Annotated in this window: 10 protein-coding genes, 1 tRNA gene and 1 other RNA gene; all 12 read left to right on the top strand. The window is 43.8% G+C overall.

Translation table 11 applies throughout. From position 1 onward, the window contains the following. Nucleotides 1-3: 3 nt before the first annotated feature. Entirely contained in the window at nucleotides 4-420 is a 417-nt protein-coding gene (gene tolR / locus ACMXYX_RS09930; protein WP_415896387.1) for a protein TolR, read from the top strand. A 3-nt stretch (nucleotides 421-423) separates the two neighbouring features. After that, entirely contained in the window at nucleotides 424-1,320 is an 897-nt protein-coding gene (gene tolA / locus ACMXYX_RS09925; RefSeq protein WP_415896386.1) for a cell envelope integrity protein TolA, read from the top strand. 46 nt (nucleotides 1,321-1,366) lie between these two features. Then, nucleotides 1,367-2,674, top strand: coding sequence for a Tol-Pal system beta propeller repeat protein TolB (gene tolB, locus ACMXYX_RS09920; RefSeq protein WP_415896385.1), 1,308 nt, complete (start codon nucleotides 1,367-1,369; stop codon nucleotides 2,672-2,674). 97 nt (nucleotides 2,675-2,771) lie between these two features. Beyond that, the gene (pal, locus tag ACMXYX_RS09915) at nucleotides 2,772-3,284 is read left to right on the top strand and encodes a peptidoglycan-associated lipoprotein Pal (RefSeq protein WP_415896384.1); all 513 of its coding nucleotides are present in this window, start codon (nucleotides 2,772-2,774) and stop codon (nucleotides 3,282-3,284) included. A gap of 3 nt (nucleotides 3,285-3,287) precedes the next feature. After that, on the top strand, nucleotides 3,288-4,091 hold the full coding sequence (gene ybgF / locus ACMXYX_RS09910; protein WP_415896383.1) for a tol-pal system protein YbgF: 804 nt from the start codon (nucleotides 3,288-3,290) through the stop codon (nucleotides 4,089-4,091). An 18-nt stretch (nucleotides 4,092-4,109) separates the two neighbouring features. After that, nucleotides 4,110-4,793 carry a 7-cyano-7-deazaguanine synthase QueC gene (queC, locus tag ACMXYX_RS09905; RefSeq protein WP_415891024.1) on the top strand — a complete coding sequence of 228 codons (684 nt, stop codon included), beginning with the start codon at nucleotides 4,110-4,112 and terminating at the stop codon, nucleotides 4,791-4,793. Between the two features lie 50 nt (nucleotides 4,794-4,843). Continuing rightward, a tRNA-Lys gene (locus ACMXYX_RS09900) sits at nucleotides 4,844-4,919 on the top strand. Between the two features lie 39 nt (nucleotides 4,920-4,958). Continuing rightward, nucleotides 4,959-5,081: non-coding RNA, RtT sRNA (locus tag ACMXYX_RS09895), on the top strand. Nucleotides 5,082-5,404: 323 nt separating this feature from the next. Further along, nucleotides 5,405-6,457, top strand: a complete 1,053-nt coding sequence (gene nadA, locus ACMXYX_RS09890; RefSeq protein ID WP_415884271.1) for a quinolinate synthase NadA — start codon at nucleotides 5,405-5,407, stop codon at nucleotides 6,455-6,457. Nucleotides 6,458-6,618: 161 nt separating this feature from the next. Beyond that, nucleotides 6,619-8,841: a type I secretion system permease/ATPase gene (locus ACMXYX_RS09885; RefSeq protein WP_415896382.1), complete on the top strand. Its 2,223-nt coding sequence runs from the start codon at nucleotides 6,619-6,621 to the stop codon at nucleotides 8,839-8,841. 145 nt (nucleotides 8,842-8,986) lie between these two features. Continuing rightward, a complete protein-coding gene (locus tag ACMXYX_RS09880) occupies nucleotides 8,987-10,429 on the top strand; it encodes an HlyD family type I secretion periplasmic adaptor subunit (protein WP_415896381.1) in 1,443 nt (480 codons plus the stop codon). Nucleotides 10,430-10,809: 380 nt separating this feature from the next. Continuing rightward, the gene (locus tag ACMXYX_RS09875) at nucleotides 10,810-23,658 is read left to right on the top strand and encodes a calcium-binding protein (protein WP_415905958.1); all 12,849 of its coding nucleotides are present in this window, start codon (nucleotides 10,810-10,812) and stop codon (nucleotides 23,656-23,658) included. Nucleotides 23,659-23,672 lie beyond the last annotated feature (14 nt).

The following is a 23,672-nucleotide window of genomic DNA, read 5'->3' as shown; positions in this document are numbered from 1 at the left end:
TCGATGATCAGACGGCATAAGAAAAAACGTAAGTTAAACGCTGATATCAATGTAGTGCCTTACATTGATGTCATGATGGTGCTCTTGGTGATCTTTATGGTGACGGCACCCATGCTGACGCAAGGCGTTAATGTTGATCTGCCTAAAGCAGCGGCGGAGCCTGTCGATGACGAAGATAATGAACCGGTTATCGTGACGGTTAATTCAGAAGGTGAATACTTTATCGATATTGGTGGTGACCCTAAAGAAGCGGTTACGGCTGATGTTGTTCAGGATCGTGTGGCTAAAATTTTAGCAAGTAACCCCAAGAAAATGCTGCTGGTACGCGGTGATCGTAATGTAAATTACGATTCGGTTGTGCAGTTGATGGTTTTGCTACAGAAAGCAGGCGCGCCGAGCGTAGGCTTGGTGACGGAGTAGGGGTTGATTTTGCGACCGGGTAGTTATCTTCTTCCTACAGTCCTTGCTGTCATACTTCATATATTTGTTGTGGTTTTGTTGGCACAGAGCTGGTTTGAGCACAAAGAGGAGGAGCGTAAAGTCCCTCGTCATGTTCAGGCGCAGATTGTCGACCTGACCACGCTATCTGCTCAGCGTAAAAAAGCCTCTGAAGCTAAGGCCAAGCAGAAGGCGGATCAAATCCGCAAAGCTGAAGAAGATAAGAAGCGTAAAGCGGACGAAAAGCGTAGGCAGGAAAAAGCTAAGAAAGAAGCTGAAAAGAAAAAACAGCTAGAGAAAAAGAAAGCTGAGGCTGAAAAGAAGCGTAAAGCTGACGAAAAACGTAAAAAAGAAGCAGCTAAAAAGAAAGCTGAGCAAGATCGTTTAAAGAAAGCCGCAGCTGAAAAAAAGCGTAAAGCCGACGAAAAGAAACGTAAAGACGCTGAGAAAAAAGCGGCCGAAGAGAAGAAAAGAAACGCTGAAGCTGCAGCGAAAAAACAAGCAGAAGAAAAAGCACGTAACGAAGCACTAATGCAGGCGTTACAGGCTGAAGAGGCGGCTCTGCAAGCTGAAGAACAGCGTGCTGCTGCGATGAGTTATGAAGCGTATATAGTTTCACAGATTACCCGTAACTGGCGTCGATCACCGACTGCACGAAATGGTATGGTTGTAGAAATTACCGTACATTTCTTGCCATCAGGTCGTGTGAATGATCTGTATGTAAGTAAATCGAGTGGTGATGCTCGCTTCGATAACGATGCTTTACGTGCGATTGAGCGTGTACAAGTATTTGAAAAACTTCAGGAGATGGATTCGATTGTGTTTGATCGCTATTTCCGTAAGCGTGTATTGCGTTTCCGTCCTGAAGATCTACGGAATTAAGCCTGTTTTAAATTGGTATGGCGGCTATGTGTTTAAGGAGAACTAAATGAACAGAGTTTTACAGCGAGTATTAGCTACATTTGCGCTGTTGTTTTCGGTTTCCGTAATCGCTGAAGGTGATTTGGCTATCGAAATTACCCAAGGTATTGATGAGCCAACGCCGGTTGCTGTAGTGCCGTTTTCTTGGGATGGTAGTTTCGCTCTGCCAGAAGATATTGCGCAGATTGTATCTGATGACTTAGGCCGTACCGGTCTGTTCTCGATGATGGATCGCCGCAATATGCTGAGCTTTCCAAACAAACGTGATCAGGTTTACTTCCGCGATTGGCGCGTGAGCAAAACTGAGTTTCTATTAATTGGACGTCAGTTGCCATCAGAGGGTAAAGAGCTAAAAGTAGAGTTTGAGTTGTACGATGTACTGAAAGAGCAGCAGCTACTTGCGGAGCGTGTATCAGGTAACCAAGCGAATATGCGTGATATTGCTCACTATATCTCGGATATGGTGTACGAAAAGCTAACCGGTGTTCGCGGTGCATTCTCAACTCGTATCGTTTACGTAACAGCTCAGCAGTTTGGTGGTGGTAAAGGTCGCTATCGTTTGAAGATGGCTGATTCCGATGGTGCGCGTCCAATTACCATTCGTGAACAGAGCGAGCCGCTAATGTCTCCGGCTTGGTCTCGTGATGCGTCTAAATTGGCGTATGTGTCTTTTGAATCCGGTAAGCCTGCTATCTACATTCAGTATTTAGCAACAGGTAAGCGTGAAAAGGTTCAGTCGTTCCGAGGCTTGAATGGTGCGCCTGCTTGGTCACCTGACGGTAATAAACTTGCGATAGTGTTATCTAAAGATGGTAACCCTGAGGTTTATGTTCTAGACCTGCGTTCTCGTAGCCTGGCACGAATTACTCACCATTATGGCATCGATACGGAACCTTCTTGGTCGCCTGATGGTCAGTCACTTATCTTTACCTCTGACCGTGGTGGTCAGCCGCAGATCTATCGTATTCATCTGCCAACACGTCAGTTAGAGCGTGTAACTTATGAAGGTAACTATAACTCCCGTGGTCGTTTGACTCAGGATGGTCGTTTCTTGGCGATGGTTCACCGTGGCGTAGATAACGTATTCAGAATTGCAGTTCAGGATCTTAAAACGGGTCGTTTAGATATCCTGACCGATACATTTTTAGATGAGTCCCCAACCATTGCGCCTAATGGCAGCATTATTCTGTATGCTACGCAAAAAGGTGTAAGAGGGGTCTTGGGCGGCGTTACCTTAGATGGTGGTGTGCGCTTCATTTTACCGGCAAGTAGTGGTGACGTTAGGGAACCAGCATGGAGCCCCTACTTGCAATAAAAGTTTATAGACATTAACTTATGTTCAGATTTGGACATGGCGGCATTCAATAATATTTTGCTTGCTGGGAAGACCAGCAAATATACAGGAGTGATCAATGCGAGCTTCCAACGTAACTAAAGCAGCTGCACTAGCGCTATCCGTAGCATGGGTAGCAGGTTGTTCTACAGGTGGTTCATCTACTGAAGGTGGCGCAACTACAGGTACTGATACAGGCACTACACAAGGTGTTAATCAGGGTTCAGTTTCCGGCTCTTCTATGGATTCTGTTGCTAACCTACAAACTGTTTTCTACTTCGATTTCGATAAATCAGTAGTTAAAGCAGGCGGCTTTGCTGATCTAGAGAAGCATGCAGCTTACCTTGCTGCTAATCCATCAGTTCAGGTTGTGCTGGAAGGTCATGCCGATGAGCGTGGTACTCGTGAGTACAACATCGCATTAGGCGAGCGTCGTGCTAAGGCGGTTTCTCGTTTTATGCAGGTTAACGGTGCATCTGCTTCTCAGATCGAAACTGTTAGCTTTGGTGAAGAAAAGCCAGCGAATTTGGGCCACAGCGAATCTAGCTGGAGCCAGAACCGTCGTGTGGAACTGAAGTACGTATCTCGTTAATTTATGACTTCGAACTCTACCGTTCTTTCTACTGCATTAGCGCTGGCGATCAGCGCTAATGTTGTAGCAGAAGAAGTACCCGTTATTGAGTTGGGTGTTGGCGATTCGCCTGCCAATGTTCAACAACCTTCCTACAATGCTCACTCGGCTTCTAAAAACAGTGAACTGATACTTATTGTCCAGCAGTTGCAGGACGAAGTGCGTTCTCTACGTGGTCAAGTAGAGCAGCAAGATTACCGTCTAAAGCAGATGGAACGCCAGCAGCTAGAACGCTATCGTGATCTAGATGGTCGTATCACCGCTTTAAGAGATCCTGCTTTAACACCGCCAGCTACAACTGGTCAGTTAGGTGCTGATAACGCGCCTGTGTTAGAGGGCGATTCGTCGGTATCTAGACCGCAAGTGCCAGCAGATGTAGCGCCTCTAGCGCCATCAGCGGGTGATGCACAGGCCTACCGAGAAGCCTTTGGTCTGGTTAAGCTAAGAAACTTCCCAAAAGCTGCTGAAGCATTCTCTGCTTTTGTGAAGGATTACCCGCAAAGTGTACGTCTACCTAATGCTTATTACTGGTTGGGTGAGATTCATTTAGCTGAGCAAAAGCCTGAACAAGCGCGTGAATCATTCGTGCAGGTGTTAACCCAGTTCCCGGATAACCCTAAAGCACCGGATGCAGCGTATAAGCTTGGTATCATCTACAATCAGTTAGGTGACATGGCTAAGGCAACTGAATACCTTGATCTGGTAATCAATAAATACCCTGATTCTGATGCAGTTCGCTTAGCTAAAGAGTTTAAGCGTCAGCTCTAATCAATCTTTGGAATACACATGAATTCTTCTGCTTCAAAAAAAGCAGTGGTGTTGCTGTCTGGTGGTCTGGATTCGGCAACAGCGCTGGCAATGGCTGCTGAACGCGGCTACAGCTGTTATGTATTGAGCTTTGATTACGGTCAGCGCTCTTTAACTGAGTTAAACGCGGCTAAGAAAATTGCCAAGCAACTGAATACGGCCGAGCACCGTGTTATTCGTCTTCACTTAGAAGACTTTGGTGGCTCAGCACTAACAGACCACAGTATCGATGTTCCTGAAGAGGAAACCGACGAAATTCCGGTGACCTACGTTCCGGCACGAAATACGGTTTTCATGTCCTTGGCGTTAGGTTGGGCAGAAGTGCTAGAAGCTGATGCGATCTTTATTGGTGTAAACGCAGTCGATTACTCTGGTTACCCTGATTGCCGCCCAGAATATATCGCTGCCTTCGAAACCATGGCTAATCTTGCGACTAAGCGTGGTGTTAGCGGTGATCCAATCAAGATTGAAACACCACTAATCGACCTGACCAAAGAAGAGATCATCCAAGAGGGTACTCGTCTGGGTGTTGATTACGGTTTAACGGTTTCTTGCTACCAAGCAGACGATGAAGGCCAGGCGTGTGGTGCGTGTGACAGTTGTCGTTTACGTGCAAAAGGCTTTGTTGATGCTGGCTTGGAAGATCCAACCCGATATCAATAAAAAAGCCTTGCTTTTGCATTAAGGATACGTAAAATACGCGTCCTCTGTGTGGGTCGTTAGCTCAGTCGGTAGAGCAGTTGGCTTTTAACCAATTGGTCATAGGTTCGAATCCTATACGACCCACCACTTAAAATCTCCAGCCTATGTGCTGGTTTTTTTATGCCTAAAAGATACTCGTTGTATAGGATGAGAACCGTTAAAGGTTCGATTCGGAAGGCGAAGCCTGTAGAAAACAGCGGAGCTTGCGACGCTGGCCCGAAGGGCAAAGTAATCCTATACGACCCACCACTTAAAAACTTCAGCCTTCGAGCTGGTTTTTTTATGTCTGAAGATCAGCACGGCTTCGCCGTTTAGGACGCCACTTTGTGGCTAGAGGACGCAGCTGCGCTGCTAGAGATCGCTTCGCTTGTAGAAAAAGACTTAGCGTTGCGTTTAGCAACTCACTTGTTGCATTCTAGTTATCACTTTTTATCAGCCAGTAAGTAACTTCTAGCTACTAGTATCTCTATGTTATACTACGTCCCCTAATTTTTATCTGGGTGATCCTCAGGTAATAAAGCTACCTAGGTGAGCAGGTAGTCGATCAGTACAACTTATGAGTATTACGTCACATGTTGAGCCAACAGGATATTTCAGATCGCATCCTCGTGCAGGAGCACTTCGCTAAAGAACACTTGCCTCTAGATATGACCATAGAGCAAGTTGAAGAGTATAAGCAGAAGATCAAAAAACTGCTTAAAGAGAAAGATGCTTGTCTGGTAGCGCATTATTACACCTCAGCAGTTTTGCAGCAGTTAGCTGATGAAACGGGTGGCTGTGTATCTGACTCTTTAGAGATGGCGCGTTTTGGTAATGCTCATTCTGCTAGCACGTTGGTTGTTGCTGGTGTTAAATTTATGGGCGAAACGGCTAAGATCCTTACGCCTGAAAAGCGCGTAATTATGCCAACAATTGAAGCGACTTGTTCTCTTGATATTGGTTGTCCAATCGAAGAATTCTCCGCATTTTGTGATGCTCATCCGGACCACGAAGTGGTTGTTTATGCTAATACTTCTGCCGCAGTAAAAGCGCGTGCCGATTGGGTGGTGACTTCCAGTATTGCACTACAAGTTGTTGAGCACTTGGCGGATCAAGGTAAAAAGATTATCTGGGCGCCAGATAAGCACCTAGGCACTTACGTACAGCGTCAAACAGGTATTGAGATGCTGATGTGGGATGGCGCTTGTATCGTACACGAAGAGTTTAAAGCGCAGGGTATTCTAGATCTTAAAAAGGTTTACCCAGATGCTGCGGTACTGGTTCACCCAGAATCACCAGATTCGGTCGTAGAGATTGCGGATGCGGTCGGCTCTACTACGCAAATTATCAATGCTGCACGTGATCTGCCAAATGAGCAGTTTATCGTTGCGACGGATAAAGCGATCTTCTACAAAATGCAGCAAGCAGCGCCTGGTAAGCAGTTTATCGAAGCGCCTACCGGTGGTTCTGGTGCAACTTGCCGAAGCTGTGCCCACTGCCCTTGGATGGCGATGAACGGTCTAGAGAGCGTGCTTCACGCACTAGAAACAGGGCAAGATGAGATTCATGTCGATGAATCCTTAATCGTCGATGCGCGTAAGCCTCTACAGCGAATGCTCGATTTCTCGGCAGAGCTGAATAAGTAAATTAGAAACCCGCGAAAGCGGGTTTTTTTATTGCGTGCGTTTTGGGTGGGTGTATAAATCGGTAGTCCCTAAGGTTGGATCTGTCAAATCAAAAGTTGTAATTATTTTGGTGATTGCTTATCCTTGTTGATATAAATCAACAAGGATAAGTTGTCGCCAGTATGGAAACACAGGCAGAGTCTGTAGTAGACACAGGTCTACGTTCGCTAATTACCATTGCACGTTTTCACCAGTTACCCGCTGAAGAGCCTCAGATTCAGCATCAATTTGCTGTACCCGGCGAACACTTTAGCAGTACTGAAATTCTCCGTGCTGCAAAATCTTTAGGGTTTAAAACCCGTCAGTCCCAACTCACATTTAATAAACTCAATAACGCTGTTTTACCTGCTATCTTGCAAGGTAAAGATGGCCAGTATTTTGTTTTAGCCAAAGTTGCGCAAGCCTCCGAGTTAAGTGGTAATGAGGTCGATCAGCCTGACGGCGATCAATCTCAATTGGGGCAGGGCAAAGCGCTGGTCTTGTTTGCAGATAAAAACCAACCGGATTCATTGACTGAGGATGAGCTCAATGAGATCTGGAACGGAGAAGTGATTCTGATTAGTAAGCGGGAAGGCCTGCTTACCAGTTTTAAAGAGTTTGATATTAAGTGGTTCATACCGGCGTTATTAAAATATAAAAAGTTCTTTGCAGAAGTTTTTGTAATCTCCTTCTTCCTACAGTTGTTTGCGCTAGCAACACCGCTCTTATTTCAGGTGGTAATGGATAAAGTCCTAGTGCATAGAGGCTTTACCACGCTTGATGTATTGGCCTTTGGATTTGTCGCCATTGCTATATTTGACGCGATTTTGGGTGGTTTACGTAATTACGTATTTGCTCATACTACGAACCGAGTGGATGTAGAACTTGGAGCGCGGTTATTTAACCATCTTGTCTCTTTGCCGCTGTCCTACTTTGAATCACGACAGGTCGGTCAAAGTGTGGCGCGTGTGCGTGAACTGGATACTATCCGTAACTTTATTACCGGTACTGCGTTAACACTGGTGATCGATCTGTTTTTCACCATCGTGTTTTTTGCGGTGATGTGGTTTTACAGTCCTACCTTAACCATTATTGTTCTGCTGACGATTCCATTTTATATAGCACTTTCTATTTTTATCACGCCGATACTACGCCACCGTTTGGATGAAAAATTTAAGCATGGCGCAGAAAATCAGGCATTTCTGGTTGAGTCTGTTACCGGTGTGGAAACGCTTAAAGCGATGTCGGTTGAGCCGCAAATGCAGCGTAAGTGGGAAGATCAGCTGTCTAAATATGTCACCGCTTCCTTCCGTACCCAAAACCTCAATAACATCGCTAACCAGATTGCTGGTTTTATCAGTAAGGTCACTACGGTGTTGATTATTTGGTACGGTGCACATTTGGTAATTGATGGTCACCTTACCGTTGGTCAGCTTGTGGCCTTTAATATGATTGCTGGGCGTGTTTCTGGTCCGATTCTTAAGCTTGTTCAGCTTTGGCAGGATTTCCAGCAAGCGGGTATTTCAGTCAAACGCTTGGGTGATATTCTCAATACACCAACGGAGCCGGGGTATAACCCTAACCGCAGCACATTGCCACAACTACAAGGTAAGGTGAATTTCGAGCATATAAACTTCCGTTACCGTCCAGATGGGCCGCGTATACTGAATGATATCTCGCTACAGGTTAAACCGGGCGAGGTGATAGGTATTGTCGGCCGTTCTGGATCAGGTAAAAGTACCCTTACTAAGCTCATACAACGTATGTATGTGCCAGAAGGCGGTCGTGTGATGATTGATGGTGTAGATCTAGCAATGGTCGATACCGCATGGCTGCGTCGTAATATCGGTGTAGTTCTGCAAGAGAACTTCCTGTTTAACCGCAGTGTGCGTGAAAACATTGCCTTAGCTAACCCGGGGCTGCCAATGGAGGCCGTGGTGCAAGCGGCTAAGTTGGCGGGGGCGCATGAGTTTATCTTAGAGCTACCAGAAGGCTACGATAACTCTGTAGGTGAGCATGGCTGCAATTTGTCGGGTGGTCAACGCCAGCGTATAGCAATAGCTCGAGCATTGATTACTAATCCTCGTATCCTTATTTTTGATGAAGCGACCAGTGCGCTGGATTATGAATCCGAACGGATAATCCAGCACAACATGGCTTCAATCTGTAAAAACCGTACGGTATTTATCATTGCGCACCGCCTTAGTACGGTACGTCAATGTGATCGCATTATCGTGATGGATAAAGGTCGTATCGTAGAGAGTGGTAACCATGATGCCTTGATTAAACAACAAGGGTATTACCATCAGTTACATAGTATGCAAAGCGGTATAGGTAAGCCTTTAAGGCCGGTTGAAAGTACTTAGATCATCTAGAAGGTAATGCCTTTACTGTCATTTCAGCGAAAGCTGGAATCTATACCTAGAGAGTAAAGAGAAAGCTTCAAGCTTCTTAGGGCCTTGCGCAAAAGGCTGATAAAACGGATTAACGCTGTATCAGGGAATAAACAGCATGAAATGGATGAATTCACTAAAACAACGCTGGGAAGAGCGTTCTACCATGGGCGATAACGACCTAGCCCGTCAGGAACTGGCTTTCCTTCCAGCTGCGCTTGAGATCAAAGAGAAACCACCGCACCCGGCCAGCCGCATAACCGCATGGGTGCTACTGGCACTGTTCACGATTGGTCTTGTTTGGGCTTGTCTAGGTGAGGTCGATATTGTTGCGACAGCAGAAGGGAAAATTATTCCTTCAGGCCAAGTTAAACAGATCCAGCCGTATGAGCGTGGTGTTGTATCAAAAATATTAGTAAAAGACGGCCAAATTGTTAAAGCTGGTCAAGCACTGATCGAATTGGACCGAGGGCAAACCAGTGCAAACCAAAAGCGTTTTGAACAAGAAATTATTCAAAACCGTCTTAATCATCAGCGTTTAACTTACTTTAAAGCCTATTTGGATCAAGCCTTCGCTGCTGCGCAAAACTCCACTCAGCCACAGCAATTGGTACAAACTCCTGATCTTCTATCCATAGAAACTAAAATTTGGCCTGAAGCTCCGGAATACCAACAACAGCAGCAAGCGTTATTGCTCATTCAACAACAAGAAAACTATCGCGCAGAACAAGCGCGTATCGATCAGCTCCTGATTGATAAAAAGGCTGAACAGCAAGTTAACTTTGCGCTGATAAACAAGCTTAAAGGCACGCTTCCGCTCATTAGTCAGCGTGTATCTGCCCTTAAAAAAATGATGCAGAAAAAGATGGTGGCTAAGGTTCAGTACCTGGAGCTTGAGCAACAACGGGTAGAACAACGGCAAGACCTCATTGGTGCAAGAGCACGTAACCAACAGTTATTAGCCCAGATAGACGAACTCAAACAGCAGCGTAAAGGTTTAATTGCTCGCTACCGTAGTGAAAACTTGCAAGAGCTCCTACAAACAGACCGTGAATATCTAACCCTCCAAGAAGAGTTGAATAAAGCTAAAGATTTGAATAAGAAGCAGATTCTTACATCTCCGGTCGATGGCATTGTGCAAGAGTTGGCTATCCATACCATCGGTGGTGTTGTCACAGAAGCACAGCCGCTAATGAAAATCGTACCTGAAAACCAGCAGCTGGAAGTTGAAGCGTGGTTAGAAAATAAGGACATAGGTTTTGTTTATGCCGATCAAGTCGCAGAAGTAAAAGTTCACACTTTCCCATTTACCAAATACGGCGTAATTGATGGCCGTGTAGAAACTATCTCGACCGATGCCACTGTAGATGAGCAAAGAGGGCTTATATATAAAGCCAAGGTTTTGTTAGCGAAAAATAGTTTAAACGTTGATGGAAGAAATGTTGAGTTAGTGCCGGGGATGGGTGTAAGTGCGGAAATTAAAATAGGTAAGCGCTATTTGATTGAATATATTTTGGCACCTTTGTTGAGATATAAAGATGAAAGTTTGGTTGAAAGGTGATGGTTTACTTTATTTTTTTGGTTTTCTCTTTTGTGATTGCTCTTTATTTGTTAACAGAGCCAGTAAATTTAAAGAAGGTTAGTATAAATACATGGTTTGTACTTATTTCGGTATTAATTTTTTTGTTTTGTACTGTTGGGTATGAAATTTCATATTACAAAGGAATGAGTTCATCAGAAGGGTGTTTTGAAAGTAGGTCTGAGGGCCGTAATGTTGGAGTCTATTTTTTGATCGATGGTGAGCGCTATTTCTTTAAAACATCATCGAGAAGTAGATTTAATAGATTGAATATAGAAGTAAGCGAATGTTACGAACTTAAATATCATGAATTCATGAAAGTAAATTATTTAATTGACTATGAATTGATTAAGGAAGATTAAATGGCCAGTTCTATTGTTAGTGCTAATGCTGTAAAAGATGTGATGGTTGGAGCTGCAGAAGGTTCTGTTAAAAGTAGTCAATATATCGACTCGGTGATATTAGGTAGCCATAGTGATCCTTATCATGCTGCTCTTAATTATGCGACAGGAGCTGTTGTTATTGGGGAAACGGCATTAACCTCTATGAGCAGAGTGAATCCGGTTACTTCAATTGCTGTAGATGTTACGTCTTTAACAAATGGTATTCGAAACGCAAACGAAGAATTAAAGGACAAAAAAGCTATCCAATATAGTACTTTGCTATCTATCGAATCAGATGTGGCAGGGTTGTTGGCAGCTGGCGCAGTTGTCACTGCAGGGATAGTAACAGGACCTGCTTTGGTTGTGCTTGCTTTAGGAGTTGCTGTTGCAGCTACAACGGTAAGTTTAACATTAGCTGCGGGTTCTGTAGTGGTTGAAGGCTCAGTTCCTGATGGCTTTCAGTCGACAATAGCGTCGAGTATAGAATCTTTATTAGCCTTAATACATGAGATGGAATCTGTTGTTGGTGATTTCGAATCAGTATTAGAACAAATAGAGCAAGAGCGAGAGGAAATATTTGATGAATTTATTAATGAGACATTACCAGATATAAGAAATGATTCATTATTGAATTATGTGAATTCACTCAGAGAAGAAGCTGACTTAATTGGTGTTGATTATCAAGATTTAGAAATTGAGATTGAAAGCGCAGCATTGGATTTAGGTTATAAGAAAGGTCTATTTGAGCAACAATCTGTTGTTTTAATGGATGCTATAAATAAAGCTGAACTGTTTAAAAATAAAATGGTTGACGGTCTTGATGTTTATAATCAAAACTTTATAGATTATCTGGATGTTTTTTCAGGGTACTATGATCCGGAATTAGATTCTTATATTGATGGAGAAGTTAATGTTCAGCTTGAATCTATCTCCAATGATTATTTGATGTTGGCAAAGGAATATGTAGGAGCTGAGCTTTTATCTTTACATGAGGGCGACGTTGATGCGCTGATAGCTCAAAGTAAATTTGAATCATCAGTGTTTATCAATTCTGAACTTGAAATTATTGGTGAAACAGATGTGCTGGGTTTTGTAACTAAAGTATCGAAAGAAGTCGATGAGTTGAAATACCCCGAAATCAATAAGTCCAAAATAGCTTTCGATAATTCAGATAGTAATATAATCCTAAAAAATAAATTGGATACTTATAAGTCAAGTTTTGAAAGGTCTGTTCAGGAAATTGCGAATGTTACTAAAAATCAAGTTAGACTCTATGTGAGAAATAAACTTGAGTCTGATGCTAAGAACGATTTGTCTACAATTATTAATGGCCTTTTAGTGGTTGTTTCAAATGCTGTTGCTGCTGAAAAAACTGAAGTGGTTACCGACGATTCTTTGGTTAAAATCAATGATTGGGAGCGGGGAGCTTTATCACTGATTAATCTTGCTGCTCATAATGAATCTATCGATACCCTGTCTGATAGTGCGGTAGATAATGCCGATAGAGATATAAAACTCTCTGCCTATATAGAAAATGCAGAAACTAATCTTACTAATTTAATTAATCAAAAGATTGTAGAGCTAGATGCAATTTCAGATGGTGAGCAAGGGGATTCTCCAGCGCTAGCCGATTTAACTCACGACGATGATGAAGTTGAAGGCACTGATGAGCGTGATTTATTAAATGCTTTGGGTGGTAATGACTTAGTACATAGCTTGGGTGGCAATGATTATATTCAGCTTGGACAGGGAGATGATGAAGCCTACTCCGGTTCTGGGGATGATACAGTCGATGGTGGTAGTGGTAACGACTATATAGATACTGGGAGTGGTAACGATAGTGTTACTGGTGGTATTGGTCGTGATCAAATAAAAGGTGGAAGTGGTAACGACTACCTTAGTGGTGGTGATGACAACGATATCATTCATGCTGGTTCAGGCTTGGATACATTAGAAGGAGGAGTTGGTGCAGATGTTCTCTCTGGAGGGGAGGATGACGACGTTATCTATGCGAATACTCAATCAGATTTAACTTCGATACTACAAGCTAACGGACAAAATTCTGCTGCTGTAACAGATTGGCTTTCTGGTGGGGCTGGAAATGATTTATTAGTTGGCGATCAAGCAACAAATGGTATAGCTGGCGGCGAAGGTGATGACACTATCTACGGTGGTGGAGGTAGAGATTTTATTCACGCTGATTCAGGTGCGGTTGCATACGATGGTGACTGGTTAGTTGAAGATATTAATGGTTACACCTTAAGAACACAGGGATCTTGGAATGTTGTACAGTATGGAAACGATACAATTTTCGCTGGCTCTGGAGATGACTTCGTATCTGGACAAGGTGGAGATGATTTCATCAATGGTGGCGAAGGTAATGATGAATTACTAGGGGATGACCTTATAACCACGGCCTCTGGAAATATTGTCGAAGGCTCAGCCCATGGAGAGGATTACATTGTCGGTGGTGCAGGTGATGACAGTATCTATGGCGGTGGGCGTGCCGATACTCTGGAAGGTGGGGAAGGCGATGACTTTATCGCAGGTGACTCCAAATCTGTTGATGAGGTCTTTCATGCGGATGACTGGGTCTTTGGTGGTGACGGTAGTGACACTATCTTAGGACAAGGTGGAAGCGATTATCTTTATGGTGGTTCGGGAGACGATGTCATTTATGGTGATCATGATGGTCATTCTGAGAATAATATTGGTGACGACCAGCTTTATGGTGGTGCAGGTGACGATACACTCATTGGAGAATCCGGTGATGATGAGTTAACTGGCGGGACAGGTGTCGATTACCTTGAAGGTGGTTTGGGAGATGATACCTACCTTTTTGAGCTAGGTGATGCGCTACTTGTAGACGGTGTTGCTGACAGTGTAACGGACATCTACGGCGAAAATAACACGATTGTTTTTGGCTCCGGTATCAATTTTGATGATGTCTCTCTTGAGTTTCGAGACGAAGATCTATTACTTACCTATTTCAATGAAGCTATATGGATTAATAACGGTGCAAATGGTGTAGTTAGCTCCTTTAAATTTGCTGACCGCACGAACCCAATCGACTTTGAGAGCTTGGTAGAGGAGAAGCTATCTTTATCATCTCCTTCTCCCGATAGTGGCAGCGATTCAGGCAACGGTGATTCGAGTAGTACTGATTCTTCCAATAATTCCGATGGCAATGTAAGTGGCACTGTCACTGAACTTGGCTCCATTTTATTTGATGGGCATGATTTAGTTGCGACTTCTTACAATGATTTATTGGATTTACTAGCTCAGTATTCAGATGCAGAAATTAGCGGTTTAAAACTTGATTTTATATGGGGGGGGTTAAACTTTGGCGGCGTATTAGCTGGACATGGTAGCTCTACACTCGCTAGTGGTCAGCCAGTTATATCTTTAGATATACGTATGACAGACGGTCAATTCGCCGGTAACAAAATTAGATTGCGAGTGCGGTGTGCTGATACAGCTGAAAATGCAACAAATGAAACGGGTGATTCAGGAGCTGCTACTGGTGATTCGGGTACTACTTCAGATACAGATAATGATGGAACAGGGACGAGTACTAATGATTCTGAAACAGATGCTGAAGGTTCCCAAAGTTCAGGGACAGGTGAAGCGACTACTCCTACTGCTGGCAATGAAATTGACTTCGAATATGAAGACAGAGGCGACCTTCTCGAAGAGGCAGTTGACAAGCAGAACAATCTAGATCCTTCTGATGCTTTTGCTGAAGCCAAGACAAAAGGTTCTCCTATTGCGATTGACTTAGATCGCGATGGAGTTATTGAAACCCTTTCTCATAAACAAGGTATTCATTTTGATGTTGATGCCAACGGTTTTGCGGAACGCACAGGGTGGATCGATAGCGACGATGCTTTATTAGTCAGAGATCTAAACAATGATGGTCTGATAACGTCTGGTAGTGAACTCTTTGGTAATAATACAGTAATTGAGAGCGGTACTAAGGCTGCCAATGGTTATGAGGCACTTAAGGAGTTAGACCTCAATGATGATGGTGTAGTGGATTTGGATGAAGCCGCAGCTGCGGGTCTTAAGTTATGGCGTGACCTTAATAGCGATGGTAAAAGCCAAGAATGGGAAATGACCACGCTTGATAATGCCGGCATCCAGTCTTTAAACACCAATTATTCAGACATATTAATTGATGACGGCAAAGGCAATACACTAGAGCAAATAAGTACAGCAACAGCAGCTGATGGCAGTTCAGTTGATACTGCAGACGTTTGGTTTAGAGTGAATTTAACTGATACGGAAGAAGTTGATTTACTAGAGTTAAGTGATGAGATAAAAGCGCTTCCTGACGCACATGCGTTTGGTAATGTTCATAGCCTACAACAGGCAATGGCTAGAGATGACGTGCTTAAAAGTATGATCTTAGACTTCATCGAACTGTCGCCGGCTGAGCGTCTGTCATCGATGAATGACATAATTTACCAATGGACTGGTGTATCTGATGTCGACCCAAATAGTCGTGATGAATACGGCAGGGTTTATATGGATGGTAGGAAGGTTGCTGCCCTAGAAAAATTGATTGGTAGGCCTTACTCAAACAACATTGGTCAAGATCATGTTCAAGGCCCGCAAGCTGCTGGTGTTCTCTCGACTGAATTTAATCGATTCAAACAGTATGTCTATTCTCAAATTATAAGCCAGGTTGAGTACTCAGAGGCATTCGATAAAATTCAGCTCAATTTTAATAATGAAGCTCTTTCTTATAGTCCTAATTTTTCTCTTTTGCGTGAAGATCTTGTGAAGCATCATGAGCTGGGAGATGAGACGTACGTAAAAGGCGTAATTAAGACACTTATTGGTATTTCATCTTATTCCACGACTTTTGAAAACAGTTTAGACATTATCAAATTTGATCCTGTTTTATATGAATATTCTCATGAGTTAATTTTAGGTACGGATGAAAACGATATTCTTAAAGGTACATTTGGGAATGATTCTTTAAAGGGTAATGACGGCGACGATGTAATAAACGGAGGATCTGGAAACGATTACATTGTTGGCGGATTAGGTGATGATATTCTTAATGGTGATCATGGATCTGATATTTATATTTTCAATCGTGGTGATGGGCAAGATCAAATAAGTGATCCAACTAAAAGTAATAACGATAGGATTATATTAGGTGATGGTATTTTGCGTGAGCATGTATCAATTTACCGAAATGATGGGGATATCGTATTAGACATAGCTGACCCTGATGGTATCGCATCAGACAGACTCACATTGAAATATGCATTTTCTTCAAGTACCGAATTATATCGTATAGAACGAGTTGCTTTTGCTGACGGGTCATTGCTCACTCATGATGAGTTATATCGTGAAGCTCAGAACATGTACGGTACTGAAGGCAACGATAGTCTCGTTGGTTCAAATAAAGTTGATTATATCTATGGCTATGGTGGCAATGATGTTGTCCAAGCCGGTTCGGGTGGTGATTATCTCTACGGTCATGAAGGAGATGATACGCTGAAAGGTGAATCCGGAAACGATCGTATTACTGGCGGTGTCGGTAACGATAATCTTCAGGGTGGTGATGGTAGCGATACCTATTACTTTAACCGCGGAGATGGCCAAGATGTGATTAAAGATACTTCCACATCAGGCACAGATAAGATCATCTTCGGAGAAGGCATTCTTAGAGAGCATGTGACGATTACGCGTTCGGGCTACGATATTGTCCTAACGCTCACAGATCCTGCAGGCCTAGCAACGGATAGCCTTACCCTCAATAATGCTCATAACTCGACCAGTGCTGCTTACCGTATCGAGGAGGCTCATTTTGCTGATGGTACTGTTCTGACGCACGATGAAATGTATCGTGAAGCTCAGAACATGTACGGTACTGAAGGCAACGATAGCCTCGTTGGTTCAAATAAAGCTGATTATATCTATGGCTATGGTGGCAATGATGTTGTCCAAGCTGGTTCGGGTGGTGACTATCTCTACGGTCATGAAGGAGATGATACGCTGAAAGGTGAATCAGGAAACGATCGTATTACTGGTGGTGTTGGTAACGATAATCTTCAAGGTGGTGCTGATAGCGATACCTATTACTTTAACCGCGGAGATGGTCAAGATGTGATTAAAGATACTTCCACATCAGGCACAGATAAGATCATCTTCGGAGAAGGCATTCTTAGAGAGCACGTGACGATTACGCGTTCGGGCTACGATATTGTCCTAACGCTCACAGATCCTGCAGGCCTAGCAACGGATAGCCTTACCCTCAATAATGCTCATAACTCGACCAGTGCTGCTTACCGTATCGAGGAGGCTCATTTTGCTGATGGTACTGTTCTGACGCACGATGAAATGTATCGTGAAGCTCAGAACATGTACGGTACTGAAGGCAACGATAGCCTCGTTGGTTCAAATAAAGCTGATTATCTCTTTGGTTATTCTGGCGATGATACCTTGAAGGGTGAATCCGGAAATGATCGTATTACTGGTGGTGCCGGTAACGATAATCTTCAAGGTGGTGCTGATAGCGATACCTATTACTTCAACCGTGGTGACGGTCAAGATGTGATTAAAGATACTTCAACATCTGGTACGGATAAGATCGTATTTGGAGAAGGTATTCTGCAAGAACACATCAATATCCAGCGTTCAGGAAACGACATTCTTCTGACGATCACTGATCCAGAGGGTGTGGCGACAGACAGCATTAAGTTGATCAGTGCTTTCACATCGACTAGCGCAGCTTATCGAATTGAAAAGGTTCAATTTGCTGATGGTTCGTTGCTGACTCATGATGAGTTATATCGTGAAGCTCAGAACATGTATGGCACAGAAGGCGATAACAGTATGACAGGTTCTTCTGCGATTGATTATATGTATGGTTACGCGGGCAACGATACCCTGAAAGGCGGTAGTGGCTCAGACCGAATTACTGGCGGATTGGGTAACGATCATCTTGAAGGTAGCAGTGGTAGTGATACTTACTACTTCAACCGTGGTGACGGTCAAGATGTGATTAAAGATACTTCAACATCTGGTACGGATAAGATCGTATTTGGAGAAGGTATTCTGCAAGAACACATCAATATCCAGCGTTCAGGAAACGACATTCTTCTGACGATCACTGATCCAGAGGGTGTGGCGACAGACAGCATTAAGTTGATTAGTGCTTTCACATCGACTAGCGCAGCTTATCGAATTGAAAAGGTTCAATTTGCTGATGGTTCGTTGCTGACTCATGATGAGTTATATCGTGAAGCTCAGAACATGTATGGCACAGAAGGCGATAACAGTATGACAGGTTCTTCTGCGATTGATTATATGTATGGTTACGCGGGCAACGATACCCTGAAAGGCGGTAGTGGCTCAGACCGAATTACTGGCGGATTGGGTAACGATCATCTTGAAGGTAGCAGTGGTAGTGATATCTACTACTTCAACCGTGGTGACGGTCAAGATGTGATTAAAGATACTTCCACATCAGGCACAGATAAGATCATCTTCGGAGAAGGCATTCTTAGAGAGCATGTGACGATTACGCGTTCGGGCTACGATATTGTCCTAACGCTCACAGATCCTGCAGGCCTAGCAACGGATAGCCTTACCCTCAATAATGCTCATAACTCGACCAGTGCTGCTTACCGTATCGAGGAGGCTCATTTTGCTGACGGGACGGTGCTTACACACGATGATATGTATTTGGCTACTCAAAGTATGTATGGTACTGAGAGCAATGACACGCTAGTAGGATCCTCCGCAAAGGATTATATCTATGGCTATGGTGGCAATGATGTTGTCCAAGCTGGTTCGGGAGGTGACTATCTCTACGGTCATGAAGGAGATGATACGCTGAAAGGTGAATCAGGAAACGATCGTATTACTGGTGGTGTTGGTAACGATAATCTTCAAGGTGGTGCTGATAGCGATACCTATTACTTTAACCGCGGAGATGGTCAAGATGTGATTAAAGATACTTCCACATCAGGCACAGATAAGATCATCTTCGGAGAAGGCATTCTTAGAGAGCACGTGACGATTACGCGTTCGGGCTACGATATTGTCCTAACGCTCACAGATCCTGCAGGCCTAGCAACGGATAGCCTTACCCTCAATAATGCTCATAACTCGACCAGTGCTGCTTACCGTATCGAGGAGGCTCATTTTGCTGATGGTACTGTTCTGACGCACGATGAAATGTATCGTGAAGCTCAGAACATGTACGGTACTGAAGGCAACGATAGCCTCGTTGGTTCAAATAAAGCTGATTATCTCTTTGGTTATTCTGGCGATGATACCTTGAAGGGTGAATCCGGAAATGATCGTATTACTGGTGGTGCCGGTAACGATAATCTTCAAGGTGGTGCTGATAGCGATACCTATTACTTCAACCGTGGTGACGGTCAAGATGTGATTAAAGATACTTCAACATCTGGTACGGATAAGATCGTATTTGGAGAAGGTATTCTGCAAGAACACATCAATATCCAGCGTTCAGGAAACGACATTCTTCTGACGATCACTGATCCAGAGGGTGTGGCGACAGACAGCATTAAGTTGATCAGTGCTTTCACATCGACTAGCGCAGCTTATCGAATTGAAAAGGTTCAATTTGCTGATGGTTCGTTGCTGACTCATGATGAGTTATATCGTGAAGCTCAGAACATGTATGGCACAGAAGGCGATAACAGTATGACAGGTTCTTCTGCGATTGATTATATGTATGGTTACGCGGGCAACGATACCCTGAAAGGCGGTAGTGGCTCAGACCGAATTACTGGCGGATTGGGTAACGATCATCTTGAAGGTAGCAGTGGTAGTGATATCTACTACTTCAACCGTGGTGACGGTCAAGATGTGATTAAAGATACTTCAACATCTGGTACGGATAAGATCGTATTTGGAGAAGGTATTCTGCAAGAACACATCAATATCCAGCGTTCAGGAAACGACATTCTTCTGACGATCACTGATCCAGAGGGTGTGGCGACAGACAGCATTAAGTTGATTAGTGCTTTCACATCGACTAGCGCAGCTTATCGAATTGAAAAGGTTCAATTTGCTGATGGTTCGTTGCTGACTCATGATGAGTTATATCGTGAAGCTCAGAACATGTATGGCACAGAAGGCGATAACAGTATGACAGGTTCTTCTGCGATTGATTATATGTATGGTTACGCGGGCAACGATACCCTGAAAGGCGGTAGTGGCTCAGACCGAATTACTGGCGGATTGGGTAACGATCATCTTGAAGGTAGCAGTGGTAGTGATATCTACTACTTCAACCGTGGTGACGGTCAAGATGTGATTAAAGATACTTCCACATCAGGCACAGATAAGATCATCTTCGGAGAAGGCATTCTTAGAGAGCATGTGACGATTACGCGTTCGGGCTACGATATTGTCCTAACGCTCACAGATCCTGCAGGCCTAGCAACGGATAGCCTTACCCTCAATAATGCTCATAACTCGACCAGTGCTGCTTACCGTATCGAGGAGGCTCATTTTGCTGACGGGACGGTGCTTACACACGATGATATGTATTTGGCTACTCAAAGTATGTATGGTACTGAGAGCAATGACACGCTAGTAGGATCCTCCGCAAAGGATTATATCTATGGCTATGGTGGCAATGATGTTGTCCAAGCTGGTTCGGGAGGTGACTATCTCTACGGTCATGAAGGAGATGATACGCTGAAAGGTGAATCAGGAAACGATCGTATTACTGGTGGTGTTGGTAACGATAATCTTCAAGGTGGTGCTGATAGCGATACCTATTACTTTAACCGCGGAGATGGTCAAGATGTGATTAAAGATACTTCCACATCAGGCACAGATAAGATCATCTTCGGAGAAGGCATTCTTAGAGAGCACGTGACGATTACGCGTTCGGGCTACGATATTGTCCTAACGCTCACAGATCCTGCAGGCCTAGCAACGGATAGCCTTACCCTCAATAATGCTCATAACTCGACCAGTGCTGCTTACCGTATCGAGGAGGCTCATTTTGCTGATGGTACTGTTCTGACGCACGATGAAATGTATCGTGAAGCTCAGAACATGTACGGTACTGAAGGCAACGATAGCCTCGTTGGTTCAAATAAAGCTGATTATCTCTTTGGTTATTCTGGCGATGATACCTTGAAGGGTGAATCCGGAAATGATCGTATTACTGGTGGTGCCGGTAACGATAATCTTCAAGGTGGTGCTGATAGCGATACCTATTACTTCAACCGTGGTGACGGTCAAGATGTGATTAAAGATACTTCAACATCTGGTACGGATAAGATCGTATTTGGAGAAGGTATTCTGCAAGAACACATCAATATCCAGCGTTCAGGAAACGACATTCTTCTGACGATCACTGATCCAGAGGGTGTGGCGACAGACAGCATTAAGTTGATCAGTGCTTTCACATCGACTAGCGCAGCTTATCGAATTGAAAAGGTTCAATTTGCTGATGGTTCGTTGCTGACTCATGATGAGTTATATCGTGAAGCTCAGAACATGTATGGCACAGAAGGCGATAACAGTATGACAGGTTCTTCTGCGATTGATTATATGTATGGTTACGCGGGCAACGATACCCTGAAAGGCGGTAGTGGCTCAGACCGAATTACTGGCGGATTGGGTAACGATCATCTTGAAGGTAGCAGTGGTAGTGATATCTACTACTTCAACCGTGGTGACGGTCAAGATGTGATTAAAGATACTTCAACATCTGGTACGGATAAGATCGTATTTGGAGAAGGTATTCTGCAAGAACACATCAATATCCAGCGTTCAGGAAACGACATTCTTCTGACGATCACTGATCCAGAGGGTGTGGCGACAGACAGCATTAAGTTGATTAGTGCTTTCACATCGACTAGCGCAGCTTATCGAATTGAAAAGGTTCAATTTGCTGATGGTTCGTTGCTGACTCATGATGAGTTATATCGTGAAGCTCAGAACATGTATGGCACAGAAGGCGATAACAGTATGACAGGTTCTTCTGCGATTGATTATATGTATGGTTACGCGGGCAACGATACCCTGAAAGGCGGTAGTGGCTCAGACCGAATTACTGGCGGATTGGGTAACGATCATCTTGAAGGTAGCAGTGGTAGTGATACTTACTACTTCAACCGTGGTGACGGTCAAGATGTGATTAAAGATACTTCAACATCTGGTACGGATAAGATCGTATTTGGAGAAGGTATTCTGCAAGAACACATCAATATCCAGCGTTCAGGAAACGACATTCTTCTGACGATCACTGATCCAGAGGGTGTGGCGACAGACAGCATTAAGTTGATCAGTGCTTTCACATCGACTAGCGCAGCTTATCGAATTGAAAAGGTTCAATTTGCTGATGGTTCGTTGCTGACTCATGATGAGTTATATCGTGAAGCTCAGAACATGTATGGCACAGAAGGCGATAACAGTATGACAGGTTCTTCTGCGATTGATTATATGTATGGTTACGCGGGCAACGATACCCTGAAAGGCGGTAGTGGCTCAGACCGAATTACTGGCGGATTGGGTAACGATCATCTTGAAGGTAGCAGTGGTAGTGATACTTACTACTTCAACCGTGGTGACGGTCAAGATGTGATTAAAGATACTTCAACATCTGGTACGGATAAGATCGTATTTGGAGAAGGTATTCTGCAAGAACACATCAATATCCAGCGTTCAGGAAACGACATTCTTCTGACGATCACTGATCCAGAGGGTGTGGCGACAGACAGCATTAAGTTGATCAGTGCTTTCACATCGACTAGCGCAGCTTATCGAATTGAAAAGGTTCAATTTGCTGATGGTTCGTTGCTGACTCATGATGAGTTATATCGTGAAGCTCAGAACATGTATGGCACAGAAGGCGATAACAGTATGACAGGTTCTTCTGCGATTGATTATATGTATGGTTACGCGGGCAACGATACCCTGAAAGGCGGTAGTGGCTCAGACCGAATTACTGGCGGATTGGGTAACGATCATCTTGAAGGTAGCAGTGGTAGTGATACTTACTACTTCAACCGTGGTGACGGTCAAGATGTGATTAAAGATACTTCAACATCTGGTACGGATAAGATCGTATTTGGAGAAGGTATTCTGCAAGAACACATCAATATCCAGCGTTCAGGAAACGACATTCTTCTGACGATCACTGATCCAGAGGGTGTGGCGACAGACAGCATTAAGTTGATTAGTGCTTTCACATCGACTAGCGCAGCTTATCGAATTGAAAAGGTTCAATTTGCTGATGGTTCGTTGCTGACTCATGATGAGTTATATCGTGAAGCTCAGAACATGTATGGCACAGAAGGCGATAACAGTATGACAGGTTCTTCTGCGATTGATTATATGTATGGTTACGCGGGCAACGATACCCTGAAAGGCGGTAGTGGCTCTGATCGAATTACCGGTGGGTTGGGTAATGATTATCTTGAAGGTGGCAGTGGTAGCGACATTTACTACTTCAATCAAGGTGATGGTCAGGACACCGTCAAGGAAAGTTCTAGTAGTTCAAACGATCAACTAGTGTTGGGAGAATCAATCTCTTATGACAACGTTTGGTTTAGTCGTTCTGGGAATGATTTGGTGATTGATTTCAACTCTTCGACTGATCAGGTGAAAATACAGAGTTGGTACTCTAGCAGTAGCTATGAGGTTGAACAGATCAAAGCTTCAGGGAATGTGCTGGATCATTCCAAAGTAGATGCTCTGGTTCAAGCCATGGCTCAATTTGATGCACCGAATGGCGTTGGTGAGGAGATTCCTCAGAATGTTAAGGATCAATTGCAGCCGGTATTAGCGTCTAGTTGGCAGCCGGTTAGCTAATTGCTAAATGAGCT

It is taken from the genome of Neptuniibacter sp. QD72_48 (genome assembly GCF_047778065.1).
Lineage (GTDB): Bacteria > Pseudomonadota > Gammaproteobacteria > Pseudomonadales > Balneatricaceae > Neptuniibacter.
Note: the sequence above shows the minus strand (reverse complement) of the source record. Positions and strands in the feature narration are given on the sequence as shown.

Excerpts from the sequence above, each read along its gene's own strand:
- nadA (WP_415884271.1), top strand. The coding sequence starts at position 5,405 with ATGTTGAGCCAACAGGATATTTCAGATCGCATCCTCGTGCAGGAGCAC.
- ybgF (WP_415896383.1), top strand. The coding sequence starts at position 3,288 with ATGACTTCGAACTCTACCGTTCTTTCTACTGCATTAGCGCTGGCGATC.
- tolB (WP_415896385.1), top strand. The coding sequence starts at position 1,367 with ATGAACAGAGTTTTACAGCGAGTATTAGCTACATTTGCGCTGTTGTTT.
- ACMXYX_RS09885 (WP_415896382.1), top strand. The coding sequence starts at position 6,619 with ATGGAAACACAGGCAGAGTCTGTAGTAGACACAGGTCTACGTTCGCTA.
- ACMXYX_RS09880 (WP_415896381.1), top strand. The coding sequence starts at position 8,987 with ATGAAATGGATGAATTCACTAAAACAACGCTGGGAAGAGCGTTCTACC.
- queC (WP_415891024.1), top strand. The coding sequence starts at position 4,110 with ATGAATTCTTCTGCTTCAAAAAAAGCAGTGGTGTTGCTGTCTGGTGGT.
- ACMXYX_RS09875 (WP_415905958.1), top strand. The coding sequence starts at position 10,810 with ATGGCCAGTTCTATTGTTAGTGCTAATGCTGTAAAAGATGTGATGGTT.
- tolR (WP_415896387.1), top strand. The coding sequence starts at position 4 with ATGATCAGACGGCATAAGAAAAAACGTAAGTTAAACGCTGATATCAAT.
- pal (WP_415896384.1), top strand. The coding sequence starts at position 2,772 with ATGCGAGCTTCCAACGTAACTAAAGCAGCTGCACTAGCGCTATCCGTA.